Genomic DNA, 23,143 nt, shown 5'->3' on the forward strand with positions numbered 1-23,143 from the left:
GAGGGCTCGTGATGTGGGTGACGAGGCACAGGCTGCGGGTGTCTGCCGGTCTGCTGGTGACCGCGGCGCTCGTACTGTCCGGATGCGACTCTTCGACCCCGGAGGCGGCGCCGCCCATAGGTGCCTCCCCGACGCCGTCGCGGACGTTCGCCCCCGGCGCGGCCGGGGTCGGTGACGCCTACTTCCCCACCTACGGCAACGGCGGCTACGACGTCGGCCGGTACACCGTCAAGGTGCGTTACGACCCGGCGAAGGACCAGCTGACCGGCAAGGTCACGGTGCAGGCCACCGCGACCGCCGACCTGTCGGCGTTCAACCTCGACCTGGCCGGCCTGACCGTCAGGACGGTCACCGTGGACGGCGCCCCGGCCACCCACACCCGGCAGAAGAACGAACTGGTGATCAAGCCGGCCGCCGGCCTGATCAACGGCAACGGATTCGTCGCCGAGATCGGGTACGAGGGGCAGCCGAAGCCGTTGAAGAACGAGGTGCTCGGCGACGGCGGGTTCCTGCACACCTCGGACGGCGCCATCGCGCTGGGCCAACCCGAGTCGGCGAGCACCTGGTTCCCGGTCAACGACCACCCCTCGGACAAGGCGGCGTACGACTTCGAGATCACCGTCCCGGACGGTGTGACCGCTGTCAGCAACGGCGTACCGGGTGGCAAGACCAGCAAGGACGGCTGGACCACCTGGAAGTGGTCGGAGAAGTCGCCGATGGCCAGCTACCTGAGCACGCTGGTGATCGGCAAGTTCCGGATCACCACCTCCGAGCACAAGGGAAGGCCGGTGTACAGCGCGGTCACCACGAAGGTGGCCAAGGGTGCGGCGGACGCCTCGATCGCGAAGACCGTCAAGGTGGCCGACTACCTGGAGAGCGTGTTCGGGCCCTACCCGTTCGACGCGTACGGCGGTGTGGTGGTCTCCGACAGCCGGATCGGCTACGCGCTGGAGACCCAGAGCCGCCCGGTCTACTCCGCCGCCTTCTTCCGGCAGGGCGAGAACACCGAGGTGGTCGCGCACGAACTGGCCCACCAGTGGTTCGGCGACAGCGTGGCGCTGGCCAAGTGGGAGGACATCTGGCTCAACGAGGGCTTCGCCACGTACGCGGAGTGGCTCTGGGCCGAGCACACCAGGGAGTACACCGCCGAGCAGGCGTTCGACAGCCGGTACGCCCAGGTGCCGGCGCAGGTGTGGACGACGCCGCCCGGCAAGCCCGGGGTGAAGGGGCTGTTCAGCGAGTCGGTCTACCAGCGCGGCGGGATGACCCTGCACGCGCTGCGGGTCGCCGTCGGCGACAAGGCGTTCTTCGAGATCGTCAAGACCTGGGCGGCGGAGAAGCGCAACGGCACCGCCACCACCGCCGAATTCGTGGCGCACGCCGAGCGCATCTCCGGCAAGCAACTCGACAAGGTCTTCGACGCCTGGCTCTACGCCACGAAGAAGCCTCCCACCCCCAAGCCCCTCTGATCCCGCCACGGTCCCCGCGATCCGGTCAGATCGCGGGGACCCCGGGTCAGGTCTTGACGCGCAGCGTGGGGTGGGCGGACAGATAGGCGTCGGCGCGGCCGGCGCGCAGCTCGGAGATGAACTTCCGGCCGACGCTGGTGAGCTGTTCGCCGCGGTAGGCGCTGCCCTTGCCGACGCCAGAGCCGGGCAGGCCGACCAGCACGAACCGGTCCTCCGGCACCCCGCCCAGCGCGTACGCCAGGTCCACGATGCGGCGACCGCCCACGTAGACCAGGGTGTCGCCCAGTGCGGCGACCACCTGGTCGACCCGCTCCGGCTGCCGGGCCAGGCCCTCGTCCAGGATCTTGCGGGTCAGCGCCCGGATCAGCTGCTGCTGGTGGCGCTGCCGGGCGTAGTCGCCGCCGGTGATGTAGCGCTGCCGCGCGTAGTCCAGCGCCTGCCAGCCGTTGAGGTGCCGGTCGCCCTTCTCGTAGACCATCTGCGGTCCGGTGTACCCGCCCGGGGCGCTCTCCCGGTACTTGCCGTCGGGCCGACGGTGCAGTGAGGCGACCCGCTGGTCGACGTAGATGTCCACCCCACCCAGGGCGGTCACCAGCCGGTCGAACCCGGTGAAGGTGAGCACCGCGCCAGCGTCGATGCGCAGGCCGGTGTACCCGCTGACCGTGCTGCGCAGCAGCTCGTACCCCTGGGCGGTGCTCGGCTGTTTGGGCTTGCCCGGCACCCGGCTGCCGAAGCTCATCGCGTGGGTGAGCTTGGTCTTGCCGCCGGCGTAGTCGGCCTTCGGGAACGCCGGGATGTCCACCAGCAGGTCGCGGGGGAGCGAGAAGAGGTACGCCCGGCCCAGTCCCTTGGGCACGTGCAGCACCAGCACGGAGTCGGCGTGCGGCTCCCAGCCGGGCACGCTGACCCGGGTGTCCACCCCGACCAGCAGCAGGTTCAGTGGTCCGGTGATGTTGGCGCCCGGCGGCGGCCCGGTCGGGCTGGGGCTGGGCGTGCCGGCCGGCAGCGCGCTCGGCGAGCCGGCCGGTGCCGAACGGTCCGGCGTGTCGTCGCCGGTCAGCCGGGTGACCACCACCGCCCCGGCCGCGACCAGCGCGACGATGGCGAGGGCCGCCAGCCCCAGCAGCAGCCACCGCCGGCGTGGTGCCATCGATCCGAGAACCATCTTCGAATTCCCTTCCACCCGTATCCGGAACAACGCTCCGACGGGTGCTCCGGGTTGCGGCCGGAAGGCACCGGGTCGGTCGGCCGGAGCATGATCGCGCGAAACTGCCGCTGGCGCGAGCGCTACTCACCGGTAATGATGCGTTCATGCGGTACGACGTGATCGTCATCGGGTCCGGCTTCGGCGGCAGCGTCACCGCGCTCCGGCTGGCTGAGAAGGGCTACTCGGTCGGCGTGCTGGAAGCGGGCCGACGGTTCGCCGACGACGAGTTCCCGCAGACGTCGTGGCGGGCCCGCCGGTTCCTGTGGGCGCCGAAGCTGGGCTGCTACGGCATCCAGCGGATCACCCTGCTCCGTCCGGCCGACCGGCGATCCGGCGGCGGTGTGCTGGTGCTCTCCGGAGCCGGCGTGGGCGGCGGTTCGCTGGTCTACGCGAACACCCTCTACGAGCCGCTGCCAGCCTTCTACAGCGATCCGCAGTGGCGGGACATCACCGACTGGCGCGACGAGCTGGCCCGCCACTACGACCAGGCGAAGCGGATGCTCGGCGTCACCACGTACCCGGTGGACACCGGAGCGGACCGGGCCATGCGGGCGGTGGCCGAGCGGATGGGGGTGGGGCACACCTTCCACGCCACCCCGGTCGGCGTGCACATCGGCCGCCCCGGCCAGCGGGCCGCCGACCCGTACTTCGGCGGCGCCGGCCCGGAGCGCACCGGCTGCCTGCACTGCGGCTCGTGCATGACGGGTTGCCGGCACGGGGCGAAGAACACCCTGGTCAAGAACTATCTCTGGCTCGCCGAGCGGCTGGGCGCCACGGTGCACCCGCTGACCACGGTGACCGCCGTCCGGCCGGCCGCCGGCGGCGGGTACGAGGTGCACACCCTCCGCACCGGGGCCTGGCTGCGTCGCCGTCGCCAGGTGATCCAGGCCGACGAGGTGGTCTTCGCGGCCGGGGCGCTCGGCACCCAACGGCTGCTGCACGAGATGAAGGCCGATGGGGCGTTGCCGGGGCTCTCGCCGCGCCTGGGCGAGCTGACCCGGACCAACTCGGAGGCGATCCTGGGGGCCTCGGTGCCGCGCCAGCGTGCCCGGTCCGAGCGGCTGGACTTCACCGAGGGGGTGGCGATAACCAGCTCGTTCCACCCCGACCCGCAGACGCACGTCGAGCCGGTCCGCTACGGACGCGGTTCCAACGCGATGGGGTTGCTCCAGTCGCTGCTGGTCGACGGGGGTCCGCACCGGGTCCGGCGCTGGCTGGGCAGCATCGTGCGGCAGCCCGGGCTGGCCGCCGGCATGCTCTCGGTGCGTGGCTGGTCGGAGCGCACGGTGATCGCCCTGGTGATGCAGTCGGTGGACAACTCCCTGACCACCCGGTGGCGGCGTGGCGCGCTCGGCCGCCGGCTGGTCACCGGCCCGGGCCACGGCGCGCCCAACCCGACCTGGAGCCCGGCCGGCAACACCGCGGCCCGGCTGCTCGCCGAGGAGATCGGCGGTACGCCCGGCGGCTCGCTCACCGAGCCGTTCGACATCCCGGTGACCGCGCACATCCTGGGCGGGGCGGCGATCGGGGCCACCCCGGCGGACGGGGTGATCGACCCCTACCATCGGGTGTACGGGCACCCGGGGCTGCACGTGGTGGACGGCGCGGCGGTCTCGGCCAACCTCGGCGTCAACCCATCGCTGACGATCACCGCGCAGGCTGAGCGGGCCATGTCCCTCTGGCCCAACAGGGACCACCCCGACCCGCGACCCCCGCTCGGCAGCCCGTACCGCCGGGTGGACCCGGTCGCACCGCACAACCCCGCCGTCCCGGCGGACGCTCCCGCCGCCCTGCGCCCCTGACCCACCCCGGCGGCGCGCTGGGGGCGAGCCGGTGCCGGGGGCGGCGGTGACTGTCGGTAGGCTTTGTGCACATGAGCCTGCCTCGCCCCGTCCTCGTGGTGGACTTCGGAGCCCAGTACGCCCAGCTCATCGCCCGCCGGGTCCGCGAGGCGAACGTCTACTCGGAGATCGTGCCGCACTCGATGCCGGTCGCCGAGATGCTGGCGAAGAACCCGGCCGCGATCATCCTCTCCGGCGGCCCGTCCAGCGTCTATGCGCCGGACGCCCCGCAGATCGACGCCGGCGTGTTCACCGCCGACGTGCCGGTCTTCGGCATCTGCTACGGCTTCCAGGCGATGGCCCAGGCACTCGGTGGGACGGTCGCGAGGACGGGCAGCCGTGAGTACGGCGGCACGCCGCTGCGCCCCCGTCTCCTCGAGCCCGGCGTGCTGCTCCGCGACCTGCCGGCCGACCTGCCGGTCTGGATGAGTCACGGCGACTGCGTCACCGAGGCGCCCGAGGGCTTCACGGTGACCGCCGAGTCGGAGGGCGCGCCGGTGGCGGCGTTCGAGGACCTGGCCGGTCGCCGGGCGGGCGTGCAGTTCCATCCGGAGGTCGGGCACACCGCGCACGGCCAGGAGATGCTGACCCGCTTCCTGTACGACATCGCCGGCATCGAGCCGACGTGGACGGCCGAGAACATCATCGACGAGCAGGTGGCCCGGATCCGCGCCCAGGTCGGCGACAAGGAGGTCATCTGCGGCCTGTCCGGCGGGGTGGACTCGGCGGTCGCCGCCGCGCTGGTGCACAGGGCGGTCGGTGACCAGCTCACCTGTGTCTTCGTCGACCATGGCCTGCTGCGTGCCGGTGAGGCGGAGCAGGTCGAGAAGGACTACGTGGCGGCCACCGGCATCAAGCTGAAGGTGGTCGACGCGGCGGACCGGTTCCTGGGCGCGCTGGCCGGGGTGACCGATCCGGAGCAGAAGCGCAAGATCATCGGTCGGGAGTTCATCCGGGTCTTCGAGGCCGCCGCCCGCGAGATCGCCTCGCACGGCGATGTCGAGTTCCTGGTCCAGGGCACCCTCTACCCGGACGTGGTCGAGTCCGGCGGCGGCACGGGCACCGCCAACATCAAGAGCCACCACAACGTCGGCGGCCTTCCGGAGGACCTGAAGTTCGCGCTGGTCGAGCCGCTGCGCACGCTGTTCAAGGACGAGGTCCGCGCGCTCGGCCTGGAGCTGGGCCTGCCCGAGGCGATGGTCTGGCGGCACCCGTTCCCGGGCCCCGGCCTGGCCATCCGGATCATCGGCGCGGTCGACCGGGAGCGTCTCGACCTGCTGCGCCGGGCCGACCTGATCGCCCGGGAGGAGCTGACCGCGGCCGGCCTGGACCGCGGCGTCTGGCAGTTCCCGGTGGTGCTGCTCGCCGATGTGCGCAGCGTCGGCGTGCAGGGCGACGGGCGCAGCTACGGGCATCCCGTGGTGCTGCGCCCGGTCTCCAGCGAGGACGCGATGACCGCAGACTGGTCACGACTGCCCTACGAGGTGGTGGCCCGCATCTCCACCCGGATCACCAACGAGGTGGCCGAGGTGAACCGCGTGGTGCTGGACGTGACCAGCAAGCCGCCGGGCACCATCGAGTGGGAGTGAGCGCGCCTCACGCGGTCGGTGGATAGGGCGGCGTCGGGGCGTACCCCGGGTCCGGCACGCCGGGCGCGGGCCCGGCGGTGGGCGGCGGGCCCTGCGGCGCGACGCCCGTCGGGTGCGGCCAGGCCGGCGCTCCGGTGGGCTCCTCGGGCATCAGGAACCACATGATCGGGTACGCGAACAGCGCCAACCCGCCGGTGAGCAGGCCGCTGACCGCGAAGATCACCCGGACCACGGTGGGGTCGACGGCGAAGTAGCGACCGAGGCCGCTGGCGACACCGGCCACCATGCGGTCGGTGGTGGGTCGCCGGAGCTGCTTGTACGGGGCGTGGGGAGCGGTGGTGGATGTCATGCCTCCACACTCCGCGCCGGTGCCCGGCCCGACCTCGGTGACCGCCCGGATCCTTACCCTGACCGATCCCTGATCGGGGTCAGACAGTCAGGAATCCGACTCTTTTCCGTTCCGGTAACCCGGCCCGGGGAGAATTTGCTTCCGTGACCACCTTGCTGGAGCCGCTCCGCAGGATCGCGGCATACGCAGTTTGTGCTGACCCAGACGGCCAAGTGTTGCTGGTCCGTGCATCGGAGCGCTCCGGCACACCCGGCACGTGGTCGCTGCCCGGTGGGGCGGTCGACCACGGCGAGGACCCGAACCACACGGTGGTCCGGGAGACCGCCGCCGAGACCGGCCTCTCGGTCGCCGTCTCGGGCCTGGCCGACGTGCTCGCCGACATGCGGGCCCTGCCGGAGCGCGGCATCACGATCCACACCGACCGGCTGATCTACCGGGTGGCGGTGCGCGGCGGCACCCTCGCAGACCGGGTCGGCGAGCGCCCCACCGATCTGGCCCGCTGGTACACCCTCGACGAGGCCCGGCAGCTTCCGCTGCGCTCGTTCACCGCGCGTGCCCTCGGTCTGCCCGCCTCCTCGGCCGACGTGGTGCCCGACGAGGCGCCGGAGTTCCCCTCCTTCTACGCGGTGCCCGGCCCGGACGGGCTGCACCGGGCGCAGCGCTTCGCCGCGTACGCGGTGTGCACCGATCCGGCCGGTCGGGTGCTGCTCACCCGCGTCTCCGACGGCTACCCGGGCGCCGGCTGCTGGCACCTGCCCGGCGGCGGCACCGACTACGGCGAGCAGCCGGGCGCGGCGCTGATCCGGGAGCTGGTCGAGGAGACCGGCCAGACCGGCCGACTGGTCGAGCTGCTCGGCGTGGCCAGTCACCGCGACGCGGCCTCGCTCGGCCCGGAGGGCTACCCGATCGACTGGCACGGGGTGCGTGCGTTCTACCGGGTGGTGGTCGACCAGCCCAACCCGTTGACGGTGGCCGACGTGGGCGGCTCCACCTGCGAGGCCCGCTGGTTCGCCCGCGAGGAGCTGGGCGCCCTCCCCACCCACCACCTCACCGAGGTGACCGCCGAAGCAGTCCAAGCCGCCCAACTCACCTAACCCGCTCCCTCCCTCTCCCACCCCCCTCCCCGGCCCCCCGGACCCGCCCATCCCTGCGTTGATCATGAAGTTATTGTCAGGACACGCCGAGATGGATGGCGATAACTTCATGATCGACGGGGGATGGCGGGGGATGGCGGGGGATGGCGGGGAGCGGGATGGAGCTGCGGCGGGGTGTGGGGGTCTACGGGGTTCTGTGGGACTCGGGGCGCGTGTTGGTGGTGCGGGAGCGGGGTGGGGACGAAGGGCCGGAGGTTTGGCGGGTGCCCGGGGGTGCGGTGGCGCATGCCGAGCATCCGGAGCACGCGGTGGAGCGCGAGGTCGCCGGGCAGACCGGGCTGACCGTGACGGTGGACCGGCTGCGGGCGGCCGTCGCCGACGTGACCACCTACCCGGAGGACGGCATCGCCCTGCACACCGACCGGTTGGCGTTCGAGCTGAGCACGCGTGGTGGCACGCTGCGTGACGCCGGGGACGGCCCGACCGACCGGGCTCGCTGGGTCACCACCGCCGAGGCGGCCCGCCTCCCGCTGGCACCGTTCAGCGCCGAGCTGCTCGGCCTGCCGGTCACCCCGCTCCCGACCGGTGTCCACCGGCCCGCCGAGCCGTTCCCGCCGGCGCACCCCGACCGTCGGCTGCGCTTCGGGGCGTACGGGCTGGTCACCGATCCGGCCGGGCGGATCCTGCTCACCCAGATCGCGCACGGCTACCCGGGAGCGGGCAGGTGGCACCTGCCGGGTGGCGGCACCGATCACGGCGAGCAACCAACCACCGGGCTGCTCCGTGAGCTGGTCGAGGAGGGCGGTCAGCTGGGCCGGGTGGTGGAGCTGCTCGGCGTGGACAATCTGCACAACCCTGCCGCGCTCGGCCCGGAGGGTCGGCCGTTGGACTGGCATGGCGTCCGAGTGATCTATCGGGTGCTGGTGGACGTACCTACCGATGCGGTGGTCACCGAGTCTGCCGGCGGTTCGACGGCCCGAGCCGGCTGGTTCACCCCGGCCGAGGCCGCCGACCTGCCGTTGACCGGGATCGCTGCCTCGGCAATCGGACAGTCGGGTCGATAGCCCCACGCTCGGTGAGCCGAGATGGTGACCCTCCGGTACAGTCGATGGCGGGAATGATGGAGGAAACGGGCGATGAGGCCCGGCATGGGAACAAGAGTGCGGTTCGCGCGGTTTAAGCCAGATATAAGTACCGCCGGCAGCTATCGCCAAGTCCCGTTCCCCTATGCGATGGTGTACTCCGCAAAACGGCTGCCGGGCCACGCAAGGTCCGGCACGAGACAGCCGGACACCCGCCCCACGGCGGCAGCCGATCCGGTGATGGAGGAAACGTGCCGAGAGCCCTATGGCGCCGGCGTCGTACGACTGACAGTCCGCGCCCCGCCGGGCGTCGCTGGGCGGGCCGGTTGCGCCGCAGCAGCACGTTCGCCCGTCAGGTGCTGCTGGTCCGTGTGGGCCGCCGCGACGGCGACCTGCGGACCACCGACCTGGCGCTGCCCGAGCACCGGTACGCCGACCGGCAGCGCCGCCGCTACGGCCTGGACCGCCTCGGCCGCTCATCGCTCGACGTCAGGCGGTCGGAGATCGAGGCCGTCATGCCGGTCAGCCCGGCGCTGCCGCCGATGGCGCACGCCGACGAGGCTTCGGCCCGGTCGATCCCACTGCTCCCCGGCGAGCGCACAGTCGCCCGCCGGATGAAGTTCGGCCTGGTCAACGCGTGCACGCTGGCCAGCCTGATGCTCGGCATGCTCGCCATCTTCCAGGCCATGCAGGGTGAGGTGCGCCTCGCCGCGCTCTGCCTGATCGCCTGTGTCGCCTTCGACGGTCTGGACGGCGCACTGGCCCGCCGGCTCGGTGTGGCCAGCCCGTTCGGCGCACAGATGGACTCACTGGCCGACATGTGCTCGTTCGGTCTCGCCGCGCCGGTCGTGGTCTACGCCTCGCTCGCCGGCTCGGTGTCGACGGCCGCGGCGGCGGTGGCCTGCGCCCTGGTCGCAGCGTGTGCCGCGATCCGACTGGCCCGTTTCAACGTCTCGCCGAAGGACGGCCGCTTCTTCTGCGGGGTGCCCACCACCATGGCGGCCGCGGTGCTCGCCGTGACCGTCGCGATCGGTCTGCCCGTCCCCGGCCTCGTGCTGGTCGCCGGGGTGGCGCTGCTCGCCTTCGCGATGGTCTCCAGCTTCCCGTACGCCAAGCTCGCCCGGCTGGTCAAGCTGCCGCCGTGGCTCTGGCTGGCCCCGGTGATCGGCGCGCTGGTCGACATCCGGCTCACGTTCGCCCTGATCGTGGTGGGTTACCTGGTCAGCGGGCCGGTGCTCTGGCTGCGGCAGCGTCGTACCGCCTGATTCGCGCGCAAAGGAAACGGGGCGCCCGCCGACCGGCGGGCGCCCCGTTTCTCGTTGGACGGGGTCAGCGCCAGCGGGCGATGACCGTGGAACCCCCGACCACCTTGTCGCCCGGTCCGACCAGCGGCTCGGCGGCCTCGGCCGGCAGGTACACGTCGGTCCGGGAGCCGAACCTGATCAGCCCGAAGCGCTCGCCCTTCGCGAGCAGCGCGCCGATCGGCGCGCGCTGCACGATCCGGCGGGCGATCAGCCCGGTCCGCTGGGCGACCACCACCGTGCCGCGGCTGGTGTCCAGCACGGTGTACGCGGCCACGTTGTGCTCGGCGTCCGGCTTCATCGCGTTGACGAAGCCGCCGTCGGCGACGAAGTAGTCCACCACCTTGCCGGCGACCGGCGCCCGGTTGACGTGCACGTCCAGCACGGACAGGAAGACCGCGATCCGCAGCCACTCACCATCGCCGAAACGTTCGTCGTGCAGTCGCTGCACCGACAGGACCTGCCCGTCCGCGCTGGCGACCACGGCCGCCGGGTCCTCCGGCACGTCGCGCTGCGGGTCGCGGAAGAACGCGGCGACCGGCCCGGCGGCCAGCGCCGGCAACAGCCAGAGCTTGGACGACGGACGTGCCACCCGGGCCAGCACGGCCAGGCCCAGCGTGATGCCGGCCGCGGCCACCCCGTTGGAGTCGATGTGCATGCCACGGGTCAGCGGAACGCTCGACGGCCGGTGCGCCGGGGCCAACCGGTCGGCCGCGGCCGGGCTGGCCGCGGTGAACCGCAGCCGGTAGATCCGGACCGGCGGCGAGTTGCGCAGCACCAGGTCCGCGCCGACGCCGTAGAGGGCGTCCTGCCGGGCCAACTCGGCGGCGGCGCCGGTGGTCCGACCGGGCGTGGCGGCGGTGGCGACGCTCAGCACCGCGCCGTCGGCCAGGTGCTTGACCAGGGTCTCGATGGTGCCGCGGGTGTCCTCGGCGGTGCCGGTGAACGCCCCGCCGGCGATGACCACCCCGGCGACCTCCGCCTCGGCCAGCGAGTCGATCACGCGAACCCGGTCGGCGACCCACCGGCCCTGGGCGGTGACGTGCTCGCGCAGCACCGTGACGCCGGACGACTCGGCGGGTACCACGGTGAGCCGGTCACCGGGGAGCAGCGCCTCGATCGCCGCGGCCAGCACCGCGGACTCCGGGCTCGCGCCGACCAGGAGGGCGACCTTGGGATCGTTGATCCGGGCCAGCTCGGTGACGAGCGTACGGGCGGCTCGCTCGCCGATGCGGACCGGACCGGACCGACCGGTGGTACGCACGGCGGGGGACTGGGTCATGTCGGACGGGCTCCTGACGGGGTAGAGACGGGAATCGCGGCGGGGCCCGCCATGGCGGGACGGGCCGGCCGGCGGAGGCGAGATCTCCACCGCTCAGCATATGCGCCTGCCCGCGCCGGCCGCACCGCCGGAGCGGTGGAGAAGGCCGGCGCGGGCAGGCGCCGGGTCAGGGCTCGCGCCGCTGGTCGTCCCGCTCGTCCGCCGGGTGGTCGACCCGGGTCGGCTCGTCGGCCTCCGCCCCGGCCGGGCCGGCGAGGAGGCCGGTGGTCGGCTCGTCGCCCCCGTCGGCGCGCTGATCGGAGACCGGGGTGGTCTCCGGCTCCGACGGCGGGTGGGCCAGCCAGGCTGGGTGGATCACCTCGGCGGTCGGCGTCTCCGGTGCCCGCATCTCGGCCGTCGGCGTCTCCGGTGCCCGCATCTCGGTGGTCGTCTCCGCCACCGGTCCCGGTGTGGGAGCGTCCCAGGTGGAGCGTTCGGCGTCCCAGGACGGCAGGCCCGCGCCGGAGATCGGCGCGGACGCACCGGAGACCGGCACGGCGGACTCGGCGGGGACGGCGTCCTGAGCGGTCGGTCCCGGTTGGGCCGGCCGGCCGGAGCGCAGCGCGCCGACCAGCCCGAAGACTCCGATCAGGATCAGTGCGCCGGCCAGGAACCAGCCGACCGGCGGCAGTGCGAGCCCGAGCAGTTGGGCGAGCAGCCACCAGGCGGACAGCCCCAGGAACACCAACCCGAAGGCGAACGACACCAGGTCCGTACGGTGAGCCTTCACCGGGTCACCTCCAGGTTGCCGGCATTGACGTGGATGTACAGGCGCAGTGTCCCGCCCCCGGGTCCGTCCGCGCCCAGGTCGGTGGACTCGCGCAGGCGCCCGTCCAGCCCGCCGGACCGGTTGCCGAAGATGGTGGCGTCGCCCGCGTTGACGTCCGCCACCGTGGTGACGTCCACGTTCGGGGGCACGACCACGGTCGCCTGGCCGAAGTTGATCGCCACGGTCACCTGGCTGTCCCGCTTCGCGAAGTCGATCCCGCGCAGGTCGAGCACGGCGTCACCGAAGCTGTTCTCGTACCGGTCGGCGAGGTCGCGGTAGTCGGTGGGCGCCCAGGTGACCGCGCCGTCGACGCCGCGGATCCGGTCGTACGACTCGGCCACCGTGGCAGTTCCCAATGCGGCGGCGGTCACCAGGCCGAGCGCGATCAGCCAGCGGGCCCGGCCGAACCAGGTGCCGACCAGCAGCCCCAGCGCGATCGTGGCCAACGCGGCGGCGAAGTACGCCGAGGCGCCGACGTCGAAGACGTCCAGCAGGTCGAGCAGGGCGACGACGCCGAGTGCCAGAAAGATCAGCGAGAACGTCACCGCGCCGAGTGGCGACCGCTCCCGGGGTCGCTTCGGCGGCTTCGGCGGCTTCGGTGGCTTGCGCGGGGGGTACGCGGCCGGCGCGGCGTACGGCCCGTGCGGCGCGAACGGAGGGCGGTATCCGGCCGGTGCCGGTGGCGTGACCGGGTAGCCGGCAGCGGGCGCACCGGTCACCGGCGCCGACGGCCAACCCCCGCTGGGCGTGCCGGTGCTCGGCCAGCGCTGCGTGGTGGACGGTGGTGCCGGCCAGGCGGCCTGCGGCGCCGTCGTGGCGGCCGGGCCCCCGGACACCGGACCCACTCCGGACACCGGCTGCGCGCTGGTGACCGGCTGCGGGGCGGAAGCGGCCGGCGCGTCGTACACCGGGGCGTGCGGGGTCGGCGTCCCGCCCGGAGCCGCGCCGGCGTACGCCGGATCGCCGCTGGCCAGCGGTGCGGTCGCCAGCGGGCCGGTGGGCGGCACGGCGCCGGAGGCCGGCGCCGGCCAGGCGACCGGCGGGACGGGCCCGGGCGGCGTACCCATCGGCCCGGAGGGCGCCGCCCCACCGGGGACACCGGGCTGTGGCCCTCGGCTGTCCCGGTTGAGCAGTAGCGCACCGCCGATCAGGATGGCCGCCCCGAGCAGCACCGCGCGGAAGGCGTCGGTGACGATGTAGCCGAAGCTGGCCGCGACCAGGATGCCCAGGATGATCACGGTCACCGGCGACATGCTGGACCGGCCGCGTCCGAGCATGGACTCCACGGGGGACGCGGTGTCGCCCTCGTTGGGGATGATCAGCCAGGCGGCGACGTACACCAGGATGCCGATGCCGCCGAAGAACCCGAGCACCGCGAGCAGCACCCGCCAGAGCACCGGATCGGTGTTGGTGGCTCGTCCGATGGCCGCGCAGACCCCGGCCAGGTAGCGCCCCTCACGCGGCCGGACCAGCCCGTACCGCGAGGTGAAGCCGGCCCCGCCCAGCGGCGGCGCCGACGGCCCGGGACCACCCGGCCCGGGTGGCGTACCCCCGGCCCCGCCCGCCCCGTAGCCGGTGCCGGCCGCGTACCCGGCGCCGTAGCCGGCGCCGGGCCCGTAGCCCGCGCCGCCGGGCCCGTAGCCGCTGTCCGGAGCGCCCGGTGTGGGGTCGGCGGCCGGACCCGCGTCGAAGCCGGTGGTGGCGCCGGTGGGCGGGCCGAACTGGGTGGGCTCGGCCCAGCCGGCGGGTGTCGCGGCTGGTGAGGGCGGTGATGAACCGCCCGGCTGTGCCGACCCGGGTCGGGGCGGCGGGGCAGCTTCCTCGGTCATGCCTCGATCCTGCTGCCAGGTGGGCCCGAGCGACCTCAGGACCCGACCCTGACCCCACCCTGAGATCCGGGCGGCCGGAATGTCGGGGGCGTCCCCGTGGTCGCGGTACGCCGCAGCGTGTGACGATCGGATCCACTGACCTCGCCCGACCCGCCACCGTGACCAGGGAGCCTCCGATCAGCATCGTGACACCGCCCCCGCGCCTCTACCGCGCCCCCGAGCACCGAATGGCCGCCGGCGTCGCCGCCGGCATCGCCGACCACCTCGGCATTTCGGTGCTGCGGGTGCGGGTCGCGTTCATGGTGCTGCTCGGCCTGAGCGGGCTCGGCCTGCTGCTCTACGCGGCCTTCTGGGCGGTGGTGCCGCTACGGCCCGGTGACACCGCGGTGCCGCGCCGGCGCGACGTGGCCCAGCTCCTGCCGTTCGTGGGGATCGGGCTCGGGGTTCTGCTGATCCAGGTGATGGTCTTCGACTCGGTCGGCGCGGCGGGCACCGCCGGCTGGCTGGTGGCCATCATCGCGGTCGGCGCCGGCGTCATCTGGCACCAGTCCGCGCCCGAGCGGCGGCGGCGGTGGGGCGACACGATGCCGGTGCCCTGGCTCGGCGCGGTGGTCGAGGAGAGCGACCGGCGGGCCTTCGTGCTCCGGTTCATCGGCGGCGGGGTGCTGGTTGCGGTCGGCATCATCGGCGTCGCGGCGGTCTACTCGCCGGCGCAGAACTTCGACGCGGTGATCAACGGCGTGATCTTCGCGCTGGTCGGGCTGGCCGGGGTCGGTGTGGTCGCCGCGCCGGTGCTCTGGCGGACGTACAGCCAGCTCCGCTCGGAGCGCGAGGGGCGCATCCGCGAGCAGGAGCGGGCCGAGCTGGCCGCGATGGTGCACGACCAGGTGCTGCACACGTTGGCCCTGATCCAGCGCAACGCCGGTGACGTCAAGACGGTGCAGCGGCTGGCCCGGGGGCAGGAACGTTCGCTGCGCAACTGGCTCTACAAGCCCACCGCGTCGCCGAACGAGCGGCTCGCGGCCGCGCTCGAGCAGGCCGCGGCCGAGGTCGAGGACACCTTCGCGATCACGGTGGAGGCGGTGGTGGTCGGCGACCGGGAGAACGACGAGCGGGTCGGCGCGCTGGTCGCCGCCGCGCGGGAGGCGCTGGTGAACGCGGCCCGACACGCGGGGGTGCAGACCGTGTCCCTGTACGCCGAGGTGGAGCCCGATCAGGTCAGCGTCTTCGTCCGGGACCGGGGAGCGGGCTTCGACCCGGATACCGTGGAGGACCACCGGCACGGCGTACGCGGCTCGATCATCGGGCGGATGAAGCGGCACGGCGGACGGGCCGAAATCCGGTCCGGCCCGGGGGAGGGGACAGAGGTCCGGTTGATCCTGCCGATCTCCCGGGACTCGTCCGCAGCGGAGAGGAACAGATGACCATGGCCGAGCAGTCGATGGAGCACCTCGACCCGGCGGACGCCCGCCCCGAGCGGCTGCGGGTGTTCCTGGTGGACGACCATGCGATGTTCCGGGCCGGGGTGCGCGCGGAGCTGGGCGCCCACGTCGAGGTGGTGGGCGAGGCGAGCACGGTGGCCGAGGCGGTCACCCGGATCGCCGCGACCGGACCGGACGTGGTGCTGCTCGACGTGCACATGCCCGACGGCGGCGGGCGCGCGGTGCTGGAGGCGATGCGGCGCAGCCATCCGCAGGTCAAGTTCCTGGCGCTGAGCGTCTCCGACGCGGCGGAGGACGTGATCGGGCTGATCCGGGCCGGCGCCCGTGGTTACGTCACCAAGACCATCTCGCCGGACGAGCTGGCCGCGGCGATCCGTCGGGTCGCTGACGGTGACGCGGTGTTCAGCCCTCGGCTGGCCGGGTTCGTCCTGGACGCCTTCGCGGCCCGGCCGGACGCCCCGGTGGCCGACCCGGAGTTGGACCAGCTCACCAACCGGGAGCGGGAGGTGCTCCGGCTGCTCGCTCGGGGGTACGCGTACAAGGAGATCGCGAAGGAGCTGTTCATCTCCATCAAGACGGTGGAGACGCACGTGTCGAACGTGCTGCGCAAGCTCCAGATGTCCAACCGCTACGAACTCTCGCGATGGGCGGCGGACCGCCGCCTCGTGTGACCCGGGTTCCGCCACGCGCAGCCGGTGCATCTCGGCCCGGTCTGTGTCGTCGAATCCGCCGGCGTCGCCCGGGTGATGATCAGAAAAGCGACGTCGGCGCCCTCGTCCACCCAGCCGGCAATCTTGCCTGTGCAGCCGAAGGCGGCATCGTCCGGATGGGCAAAGACGGCCGGCGCGGGCCGGCCGTCGGACAGCACCGGAGCGGACGCGGGAAAGCTCATAGATCCCGACCCCGCGCGCGGCGGCGGTGTCCGGCTGGGCCACGTATTTCCTGCTCAGAGCTGCCCGACCCAACCGGTTTCTGATCATTTTTCAGGTATCGGCAACGTGGCGGGCAACTAACGGCTTGATAACGGCACCTTCACGGAAGCGGCAAGTGAGTGTCACAGTGGCAGCACCTCACCCTCGGTGTGCGGCACTCCGTACGGCCCACGACCACGACCTCCGCTATTTCGCGGCCGGTTCGTGGCTGTGTCGCCTGCGTCGGGTCGTACCTCGTCGGTGGGGGAGCCCGGCGGATCGGAACATCAGGGGTGTCTCCAGCTTCCCTGTGAACCCGGCGACCCGCGCCCCGGGGTGGTCGGGCGGTGTCACCCCCAGACGTGCGTGAAACCCACGACGGAACCAGGTTTAGAAAGAGGAGGCCCCTCGGAATGAGAGTCTCGAAGCGGGCGACGAGCGCGATCGCGCTCAGCGCGGCTGCCGCGCTTGTCGCGAGCGGTTGCTCGAGCGGTGACGGTGACGGCGACGCCGCCGCCAGCAAGGACGGCTCGATCGTTATCCACGGCGTCCAGCCGGAGAACCCGCTGGTCCCGTCGAACACGACGGAGACCGGCGGTGGCAAGATCATCGACTGGATGTGGACCGGCCTGGTCGAGTACCCGAACGACGGTGGGGCCCCGCGCAACGCGCTGGCGGAGTCCATCAACACCACGGACTCCAAGGTCTTCACGATCAAGATCAAGAAGGGTACCAAGTTCCACGACGGTACCGAGGTGAAGGCGAAGAACTTCGTCGACGCCTGGAACTGGGCCGCCTACTCGCCGAACGGTGCGCAGAACGGCTCCTTCTTCTCGGACATCGCGGGCTTCGACAAGACCTACACGTCGGACCCGGACGGCGAGGGCCCGAAGAAGGCTCCGGCGCCGACGGCCGAGAAGCTGTCCGGCCTGAAGGTCGTCGACGACCAGACCTTCGAGGTCACCCTGGCGGCCCCGACCGCGGTCTTCCCGACCAAGCTCGGCTACAGCGCCTTCATGCCGCTGCCGGACGTGTTCTTCACCCAGAAGCCCGAGGAGTTCGGCAAGAAGCCGATCGGCAACGGCCCGGTGAAGTTCGTGTCGTGGGACGACAACGTCCTCATCAAGCTGACGCGCTTCGACGACTACAACCTGCGCGACACCATGAAGGTCAAGGACGTCGACGTCAAGCTGTACCAGGACGAGACGGCGGCCTACAACGACCTGCTGGCCAACAACCTGGACTTCCTGGAGTCGATCCCCACCTCGGCGCTCGCCGGTGACAAGTGGAAGACCGACCTCGGCGAGCGGGGCCTGTCGACCACCACGCCGACGACCGGCCTGATCGCGTTCCCGATCTACGACAAGCGCTTCCAGAACCCGAAGCTGCGTCGTGCCGTGTCGCTGTCGATCAACCGCCAGGAGGTCACGGACAAGATCTTCTTCGGTACCCGCAAGCCGGCCGACAGCTGGGCGAACCCGCTGACCCCGGGTGCCAAGCCGGGTAACTGCACCGCCTGCAAGTTCGACGCCGCCGAGGCCAAGCGGCTCCTGGCCGAGGCCGGTGGCTTCACGGGCGAGATGGTCTTCTACTACAACACGGACTCCAGCCACAAGGACTGGATGGACGCTGTTGCGCAGCAGGTCAAGACCAACCTCGGCATCGAGGCTCGCGCAGAGGGCATGCCGACGTTCGCGGTCTTCCGCCAGCAGGTCAACGCGCACAAGATGACCGGCCCGTACCGCGCCGCCTGGCAGCAGGACTACCCGGACGTGGAGAACTGGATCAACCCGCTCTACGTGACTGGTGGCTCCTCGAACGACGGCCTCTACAGCAACCCGCAGGTCGACACCCTGGCCAAGGCCGCCGGTGCCGCACCGAGCCTGGAGGCCTCGCACGAGCAGTTCTCCAAGGCCGTCGAGCTGGTCGACCAGGACGTGCCGAGCATCCCGGTCTACTTCTACGGCCAGCAGTCCGGCCACTCGGAGAAGGTCAAGAAGCTCGAGCTGAACAACGTCGGCGAACTCGACATCACCTCGGTCGAGCTCTGATCCGAACGGTCTGACCCCGGGTCGGGCTCGCCACATCCGGTGAGCCCGACCCGGGGCCGTTCCGCGAGTGAGTGTTACAACATCCACTCGCCACGTTGTCACCACCGTGTCGGCCGTCCGACGCGCCCCCTGTCTGGAGGACCACCCCATGGGCCGTTATCTGTTGAGACGGCTGCTCCAACTCGTGCCGGTCTTCATCGGTACGACGTTCATGATCTACGCCCTCGTCTGGGCCGTTCCGGGCGATCCGTTCGCCGGCAAGTGCGGTGACCGCCGCTGCCCGGACCAGTACATCGCCTTCATGACCGAGAAGTACCACCTGGACCAGAACGTCTTCGTGCAGTACGCGAACTACATGAAGAACCTGCTCCAGGGCGACTTCGGTCAGACGTTCTCGCAGCGCGAGATCAGTGACATCATCCTGACGTCGTACCCGAACACGCTGAAGCTGGCCCTGGTGGCGCTCAGCATCGAGGCCGTGATCGGCCTCGGCGCCGGCGTGCTGACCGGTCTGCGGCGCAACGGGTTCCTGGACAACCTGGTCCTGGTCTCCACGCTGTTCCTGATCGCGCTGCCGGTCTTCGTCGTCGGCTTCGTCCTTCAGTGGCTGCTCGGCGTGCAGTGGGGCATCATCAAGCCGACCGTCTCCTCCGAGATGCGGCTCTCCGAGCTGATCGTGCCGGGCTTCGTGCTCGGTAGCGCGTCAGTGGCGTACATCGCCCGGGTGGCACGAACGAGCATCGCGGAGAACCGCCGCGCCGACTACGTGCGTACCGCCATCGCCAAGGGCCTCCCGATGCGCCGGGTGGTGGGCGTGCACCTGCTGCGCAACTCGCTCATCCCGGTGGTCACCCTGCTCGGCACCGACCTCGGTGCCCTGATGGGCGGCGCGATCGTCACCGAGGGCATCTTCGGTATCAACGGAATCGGCCGCCAGGTCTTCCGCGCGATCGTCACCAAGGAAAGCGCTACCGTGGTAGGGATCGTGGTCGTCCTCGTGCTGGTCTATCTCGTGATGAACCTGCTGGTTGACCTGCTCTACGCCGCCCTGGACCCGAGGATCCGCTATGAGTGACCCGAGTACCGCATCGATCGTCAGCACCCCTCCCGCGCAGCCGACCGACGCCGGCGCCCCCACCACCGCTGGCCTGCCGCAGAGCAACGAGAAGCCGCGCGGCCTGCTCGGTGACGCCTGGCGGGACCTGCGGCGCAAGCCGCTGTTCTGGATCTCGGCCACGCTGATCGTGATCTTCCTGCTGATGGCGGCCTTCCCGGCGCTGTTCGCCCCGGGCGACGCGGTCAACGGCACGCTGTCCCGGAGCCTCAACAAGCCGTCCGCTGATGGCTGGTTCGGTTACGACGTGCAGGGTCGGGACGTCTACGCCCGGGTCATCTACGGCGCGCGTGCCTCCATCGTGGTCGCCGTGCTCTCCGTGCTCGGCACCCTGCTGGTCGGTGGTGCCATGGGCATCATCGCCGGCTACCGCGGTGGCTGGGTGGACGCTCTGCTCAGCCGGATCGCCGATGTCTTCTTCGGCCTGCCCTTCGTGCTCGGCGCGATCGTCATCCTGACCACGTTCAACGGCTCGAACTCCGGCAACAGCAAGGCCCAGATCATGGGCCTGGTGATCGCCTCCCTGATGGTGCTGAGCTGGCCGGTCGTGATGCGGCTGATGCGTTCCTCGGTGCTGGCCACCAAGGAGGCCGACTACATCGTCGCGGCACGCGCGTTGGGTGCCGGCACCGGCCGGATCATCCTCAAGCACCTGCTGCCGAACTGCCTGGCCCCGCTGCTGGTCTACGGCACGATCATGGTCGGCTCGTTCATCGGCGCCGAGGCCACCCTGTCGTTCCTGGGCGTCGGCCTGAAGTCGCCGGTGGTGTCCTGGGGCATCATGATCAGCGACGGGCAGCAGTTCATCCGGGTCGCGCCGGGGCTGGTGTTCTTCCCCGCCGCGTTCCTCGTCACCGCCGTGCTGAGCTTCGTGATGCTCGGTGAGGCGGTCCGCGAGGCCCTCGATCCGAAACTCCGCTAGGGGAGATCCAGTTGTCCGACATTCTCGTGTCTGAGCAGTCCGCGCCGGGAACCGGCGGCTCCGGACGTCCCTCCGGCCGGCTGCTCGAGGTCGAAGACCTGCGGGTGGAGTTCCGTACCCGGGACGGCGTCGCCAAGGTCATCAACGGGGTCACGTACCACGTCGACGCGGGGGAGACCCTCGCCGTGCTCGGCGAGTCCGGCTCCGGTAAGAGCGTCACGGCGCAGACCATCATGGGCATCCTCGACACCCCGCCCGGCTTCGTCACCGGTGGGCAGGTCCGCTTCCACGGCAAGGACATGCTCCGCATGTCCAACGAGGAGCGCCGCCGCATCCGCGGTGAGGGCATCGCGATGATCTTCCAGGACGCGCTCTCCGCGCTGAACCCGGTCTTCACCGTCGGGTTCCAGATCGCCGAGCAGTTCCGGGTCCGGCGGGGCATGGGTCGCGCGGAGTCCAAGAAGCGCGCCATCGAGATGCTTGACCAGGTCAAGATCCCGAACGCCAAGGACCGGTTCAGCAACTATCCGCACCAGTTCTCCGGCGGTATGCGGCAGCGCGCCATGATCGCGATGTCGCTGGCGCTCGACCCTGAGGTGCTGATCGCGGACGAGCCGACCACCGCGCTCGACGTGACCGTGCAGGCCCAGATCATGGACCTGCTCGCCGAGCTTCAGCGTGAGCGGCAGATGGGCATGATCCTGATCACCCACGACCTCGGCGTGGTCGCCGACGTCGCGGACCGGATCGCGGTCATGTACGCGGGCCGGATCGTCGAGGAAGCCGACGTGTACGACCTGTACGCCAAGCCGGCGCACCCGTACACGTTGGGTCTGATCGACTCGATTCCGCGTATGGACGAGAAGGGGCAGCAGCTCCGGACGATCAAGGGCCTCCCGCCGAACCTGATGAACATCCCGCCGGGCTGCCCGTTCAACCCGCGCTGTCCCATGGCTCAGCCGGTGTGCCGGGAGAAGCTCCCGCCGCTGCTGCAGGTGGGCACCGCACGGGCCAGCGCCTGCCACTTCGCCGAGGAGCTGGTGAACCGTGTCTGAGAACATCATCGAGGTCCGTGACCTGGTCAAGCACTACCCCGTCACCCAGGGCGTGGTGTTCAAGAAGACCGTCGGTCAGGTCAAGGCGGTCGACGGGGTCTCGTTCGGCCTCCGTGCCGGTGAGACGCTGGGTGTGGTCGGTGAGTCCGGCTGCGGCAAGTCGACCCTCGCCCGGGTTCTGATGAACCTGGAGCGGCCGACCGCCGGCAGCGTGGTCTACAAGGGCCAGGACATCTCCAAGCTCTCCGGCGGTGCGCTGCGGCGCCTCCGTCGGCAGATCCAGCTGGTGATGCAGGACCCGTACACCTCGCTCAACCCCCGGATGACCGTCGGTGACCTGCTCGGTGAGCCGTTCGAGATCCACCCGGAGGTGGCGCCGAAGGGCAGCCGTCGGGCGAAGGTCAGGGAACTGCTCGACCTGGTCGGGCTCAACCCGGAGCACATCAACCGGTACCCGCACCAGTTCTCCGGCGGTCAGCGCCAGCGCATCGGCATCGCCCGGGCGCTCGCGCTGCGGCCCGAGGTGATCGTCTGCGACGAGCCGGTGTCGGCGCTGGACGTGTCCATCCAGGCCCAGGTGATGAACCTGCTGGAGCAGTTGCAGGGCGAGTTCGGGCTCTCGTACGTCTTCATCGCCCACGACCTGTCGGTGGTCCGCCACCTCTCGGACCGCGTCGCGGTGATGTACCTCGGCAAGATCGTTGAGATCGGCACCGAGGACGAGATCTACGAGCGGCCGACCCACCCGTACACCCAGGCGCTGCTCTCGGCGGTGCCGGTGCCGGACCCGACCCAGCGGAACAACAAGACGATCATCCGGCTCACCGGTGACGTGCCGTCGCCGATCAGCCCGCCCTCGGGCTGCCGGTTCCGGACCCGCTGCTGGAAGGCGCAGGACGTCTGCGCCGAGCAGGTCCCGCTGCTGGAGATCCGGCGGAGCTCGGATCACCCGAGCGCCTGCCACTTCGCGGAGAAGCGCGAGATCGTCGCGAGCCACGAGGCCGCCTGAGTCACCCGGAACCGCCTGCCGACGTCACCACGACGACGGCAGGCGGTGTCGTTTGTCCCGGGCGCCCGGCTGCCTGCTTCGGAGCCGGACGGTGGCGTCGGCCCGGTCGCAGCGTGGGCCGTTGAGCGGCGGCCACCCGAGCCGGGGCCGGCCCGTGCGGCTCACAGTGGGCCGCGCCCCGCTCGGAGCAGCAGCAGTGCCAGTTGGGTGCCGTCGGCGCCGAGCGCGACCCGGAAACGCTCCAGGATCTCCCGTTCCCGGGAGAGCACCAGGCGCGTCCCGCCGGAGGCCATCCGGGTCGCCCCGACCTCCTGAGACAGCGTGGCCCGCTCGTGCCAGAGCGAGATCAACGCGTTGTCGATCTCGTCGATGCGTTCCCTGATCTGCACGATCCGTGCGGCGGCGGCCGGCTCCGCGGTGCCGGTCCGTGCCTCGGTCGGCCCGCCGTCCTCGGCCGGTGGCGCCATTCCCACCGGGGGCTCGCTCCCGTTGACCGGGGGCTGCGCAGCCCCTGGTCGGACCGGCCCGCCGCTCTGCTCCGCCACGTCTGTCATCATCGGGTACCTCTCGCACTGTCGTGCCCGGTGCCCGGATCCCGGGACGAAAAGGCCCCGGGCTCCAGGAGCCCGGGGCTTTCGCAGGTCTGATCGATCAGGCGCGACCTACGGCTGCCGGACTCCCGGTGCCGTAGTAAAAGTAGTAGCGCTGAGCGAACACGCCGTCGAGTATGCCCATGCACCCGCCTGTGCGCAAGGAGTCGGCGTCAACAGGCACCTCCTCGGCTCCGG

The 23,143-nt window shown here is 71.5% G+C and carries 19 protein-coding genes and 1 pseudogene; 13 read left to right on the forward strand and 7 right to left on the reverse strand.

Features of this window, described 5'->3' with window-relative positions; genetic code table 11:
* Positions 1-11 precede the first annotated feature (11 nt).
* Entirely contained in the window at positions 12-1,469 is a 1,458-nt protein-coding gene (locus ACWD5O_RS20765) for a M1 family metallopeptidase (protein WP_450086266.1), read from the forward strand.
* A gap of 46 nt (positions 1,470-1,515) precedes the next feature.
* Here the strand turns inward: ACWD5O_RS20765 and ACWD5O_RS20770 are convergent, their stop codons facing one another.
* Entirely contained in the window at positions 1,516-2,634 is a 1,119-nt protein-coding gene (locus tag ACWD5O_RS20770; protein WP_354964714.1) for an LCP family protein, read from the reverse strand.
* Between the two features lie 146 nt (positions 2,635-2,780).
* On the opposite strand from ACWD5O_RS20770, the gene ACWD5O_RS20775 reads away from it, so the two are divergent.
* Positions 2,781-4,478 (forward strand): FAD-dependent oxidoreductase, encoded by a 1,698-nt coding sequence (locus ACWD5O_RS20775; RefSeq protein WP_450086267.1) that lies wholly within the window; start codon positions 2,781-2,783, stop codon positions 4,476-4,478.
* A gap of 71 nt (positions 4,479-4,549) precedes the next feature.
* The gene (gene guaA, locus ACWD5O_RS20780; protein WP_354964712.1) at positions 4,550-6,106 is read left to right on the forward strand and encodes a glutamine-hydrolyzing GMP synthase; all 1,557 of its coding nucleotides are present in this window, start codon (positions 4,550-4,552) and stop codon (positions 6,104-6,106) included.
* A gap of 7 nt (positions 6,107-6,113) precedes the next feature.
* Here the strand turns inward: guaA and ACWD5O_RS20785 are convergent, their stop codons facing one another.
* Positions 6,114-6,455, reverse strand: coding sequence for a PspC domain-containing protein (locus ACWD5O_RS20785; protein WP_450086268.1), 342 nt, complete (start codon positions 6,453-6,455; stop codon positions 6,114-6,116).
* A gap of 143 nt (positions 6,456-6,598) precedes the next feature.
* Here ACWD5O_RS20785 and ACWD5O_RS20790 point away from each other — a divergent pair, with 143 nt between their 5' ends.
* The 3 genes from ACWD5O_RS20790 to ACWD5O_RS20800 all read left to right on the forward strand — a co-directional run bounded on the left by ACWD5O_RS20790 (position 6,599) and on the right by ACWD5O_RS20800 (position 9,896).
* Positions 6,599-7,549 (forward strand): NUDIX hydrolase, encoded by a 951-nt coding sequence (locus tag ACWD5O_RS20790; protein ID WP_354964710.1) that lies wholly within the window; start codon positions 6,599-6,601, stop codon positions 7,547-7,549.
* Between the two features lie 158 nt (positions 7,550-7,707).
* Positions 7,708-8,613, forward strand: a complete 906-nt coding sequence (locus ACWD5O_RS20795) for an NUDIX hydrolase (RefSeq protein WP_354964882.1) — start codon at positions 7,708-7,710, stop codon at positions 8,611-8,613.
* A gap of 344 nt (positions 8,614-8,957) precedes the next feature.
* Positions 8,958-9,896, forward strand: coding sequence for a CDP-alcohol phosphatidyltransferase family protein (locus ACWD5O_RS20800; protein ID WP_354964881.1), 939 nt, complete (start codon positions 8,958-8,960; stop codon positions 9,894-9,896).
* A gap of 64 nt (positions 9,897-9,960) precedes the next feature.
* On the opposite strand, the gene ACWD5O_RS20805 is transcribed toward ACWD5O_RS20800, so the two are convergent.
* From ACWD5O_RS20805 to ACWD5O_RS20815, 3 genes and pseudogenes are all read right to left on the reverse strand, one after another.
* Positions 9,961-11,214 (reverse strand): phosphatidylserine decarboxylase, encoded by a 1,254-nt coding sequence (locus ACWD5O_RS20805; RefSeq protein WP_450086269.1) that lies wholly within the window; start codon positions 11,212-11,214, stop codon positions 9,961-9,963.
* A gap of 520 nt (positions 11,215-11,734) precedes the next feature.
* Positions 11,735-11,983, reverse strand: a pseudogene (locus ACWD5O_RS20810) (hypothetical protein); the annotation flags it as partial.
* Positions 11,980-13,851, reverse strand: coding sequence for a PspC domain-containing protein (locus ACWD5O_RS20815; protein WP_450086270.1), 1,872 nt, complete (start codon positions 13,849-13,851; stop codon positions 11,980-11,982). The pseudogene ACWD5O_RS20810 and the gene ACWD5O_RS20815, both read right to left, overlap by 4 nt.
* 158 nt (positions 13,852-14,009) lie before the next feature.
* Here ACWD5O_RS20815 and ACWD5O_RS20820 point away from each other — a divergent pair, with 158 nt between their 5' ends.
* Positions 14,010-15,275 carry a PspC domain-containing protein gene (locus ACWD5O_RS20820; RefSeq protein WP_354964880.1) on the forward strand — a complete coding sequence of 422 codons (1,266 nt, stop codon included), beginning with the start codon at positions 14,010-14,012 and terminating at the stop codon, positions 15,273-15,275.
* Between the two features lie 2 nt (positions 15,276-15,277).
* Positions 15,278-15,964: a response regulator gene (locus ACWD5O_RS20825; RefSeq protein WP_172899192.1), complete on the forward strand. Its 687-nt coding sequence runs from the start codon at positions 15,278-15,280 to the stop codon at positions 15,962-15,964.
* Here the strand turns inward: ACWD5O_RS20825 and ACWD5O_RS20830 are convergent.
* Entirely contained in the window at positions 15,922-16,185 is a 264-nt protein-coding gene (locus ACWD5O_RS20830) for a PIG-L family deacetylase (RefSeq protein ID WP_354964707.1), read from the reverse strand. The two genes, ACWD5O_RS20825 and ACWD5O_RS20830, sit on opposite strands and share 43 nt — an antisense overlap.
* Positions 16,186-16,617: 432 nt before the next feature.
* Here ACWD5O_RS20830 and ACWD5O_RS20835 point away from each other — a divergent pair, with 432 nt between their 5' ends.
* The 5 genes from ACWD5O_RS20835 to ACWD5O_RS20855 all read left to right on the forward strand — a co-directional run bounded on the left by ACWD5O_RS20835 (position 16,618) and on the right by ACWD5O_RS20855 (position 22,355).
* Positions 16,618-18,255, forward strand: coding sequence for a peptide ABC transporter substrate-binding protein (locus ACWD5O_RS20835; RefSeq protein WP_354964706.1), 1,638 nt, complete (start codon positions 16,618-16,620; stop codon positions 18,253-18,255).
* 148 nt (positions 18,256-18,403) lie between these two features.
* A complete protein-coding gene (locus tag ACWD5O_RS20840) occupies positions 18,404-19,330 on the forward strand; it encodes an ABC transporter permease (RefSeq protein WP_354964705.1) in 927 nt (308 codons plus the stop codon).
* Positions 19,323-20,291, forward strand: coding sequence for an ABC transporter permease (locus ACWD5O_RS20845; protein ID WP_354964704.1), 969 nt, complete (start codon positions 19,323-19,325; stop codon positions 20,289-20,291). The genes ACWD5O_RS20840 and ACWD5O_RS20845 overlap by 8 nt, the downstream gene beginning before the upstream one ends.
* Positions 20,292-20,317: 26 nt before the next feature.
* Positions 20,318-21,346 (forward strand): ABC transporter ATP-binding protein, encoded by a 1,029-nt coding sequence (locus tag ACWD5O_RS20850; RefSeq protein ID WP_354964879.1) that lies wholly within the window; start codon positions 20,318-20,320, stop codon positions 21,344-21,346.
* Positions 21,339-22,355, forward strand: coding sequence for an ABC transporter ATP-binding protein (locus ACWD5O_RS20855; RefSeq protein WP_354964703.1), 1,017 nt, complete (start codon positions 21,339-21,341; stop codon positions 22,353-22,355). Before ACWD5O_RS20850 ends, ACWD5O_RS20855 begins: the two co-directional genes overlap by 8 nt.
* Before the next feature lie 161 nt (positions 22,356-22,516).
* Here the strand turns inward: ACWD5O_RS20855 and ACWD5O_RS20860 are convergent, their stop codons facing one another.
* A complete protein-coding gene (locus tag ACWD5O_RS20860) occupies positions 22,517-22,822 on the reverse strand; it encodes a chorismate mutase (protein ID WP_450086279.1) in 306 nt (101 codons plus the stop codon).
* Between the last annotated feature and the right edge of the window lie 321 nt (positions 22,823-23,143).

It is taken from the genome of Micromonospora sp. NPDC005161, from assembly GCF_053599855.1.

Bases quoted from the DNA above. Each gene is read 5' to 3' on its own strand.
- ACWD5O_RS20765 (WP_450086266.1), top strand. From the start codon at position 12: ATGTGGGTGACGAGGCACAGGCTGCGGGTGTCTGCCGGTCTGCTGGTG.
- ACWD5O_RS20770 (WP_354964714.1), bottom strand. From the start codon at position 2,634: ATGGTTCTCGGATCGATGGCACCACGCCGGCGGTGGCTGCTGCTGGGG.
- ACWD5O_RS20775 (WP_450086267.1), top strand. From the start codon at position 2,781: ATGCGGTACGACGTGATCGTCATCGGGTCCGGCTTCGGCGGCAGCGTC.
- guaA (WP_354964712.1), top strand. From the start codon at position 4,550: ATGAGCCTGCCTCGCCCCGTCCTCGTGGTGGACTTCGGAGCCCAGTAC.
- ACWD5O_RS20785 (WP_450086268.1), bottom strand. From the start codon at position 6,455: ATGACATCCACCACCGCTCCCCACGCCCCGTACAAGCAGCTCCGGCGA.
- ACWD5O_RS20795 (WP_354964882.1), top strand. From the start codon at position 7,708: ATGGAGCTGCGGCGGGGTGTGGGGGTCTACGGGGTTCTGTGGGACTCG.
- ACWD5O_RS20805 (WP_450086269.1), bottom strand. From the start codon at position 11,214: ATGACCCAGTCCCCCGCCGTGCGTACCACCGGTCGGTCCGGTCCGGTC.
- ACWD5O_RS20815 (WP_450086270.1), bottom strand. From the start codon at position 13,851: ATGACCGAGGAAGCTGCCCCGCCGCCCCGACCCGGGTCGGCACAGCCG.
- ACWD5O_RS20825 (WP_172899192.1), top strand. From the start codon at position 15,278: ATGGCCGAGCAGTCGATGGAGCACCTCGACCCGGCGGACGCCCGCCCC.
- ACWD5O_RS20830 (WP_354964707.1), bottom strand. From the start codon at position 16,185: ATGAGCTTTCCCGCGTCCGCTCCGGTGCTGTCCGACGGCCGGCCCGCG.
- ACWD5O_RS20835 (WP_354964706.1), top strand. From the start codon at position 16,618: ATGAGAGTCTCGAAGCGGGCGACGAGCGCGATCGCGCTCAGCGCGGCT.
- ACWD5O_RS20840 (WP_354964705.1), top strand. From the start codon at position 18,404: ATGGGCCGTTATCTGTTGAGACGGCTGCTCCAACTCGTGCCGGTCTTC.
- ACWD5O_RS20845 (WP_354964704.1), top strand. From the start codon at position 19,323: ATGAGTGACCCGAGTACCGCATCGATCGTCAGCACCCCTCCCGCGCAG.
- ACWD5O_RS20860 (WP_450086279.1), bottom strand. From the start codon at position 22,822: ATGGCGCCACCGGCCGAGGACGGCGGGCCGACCGAGGCACGGACCGGC.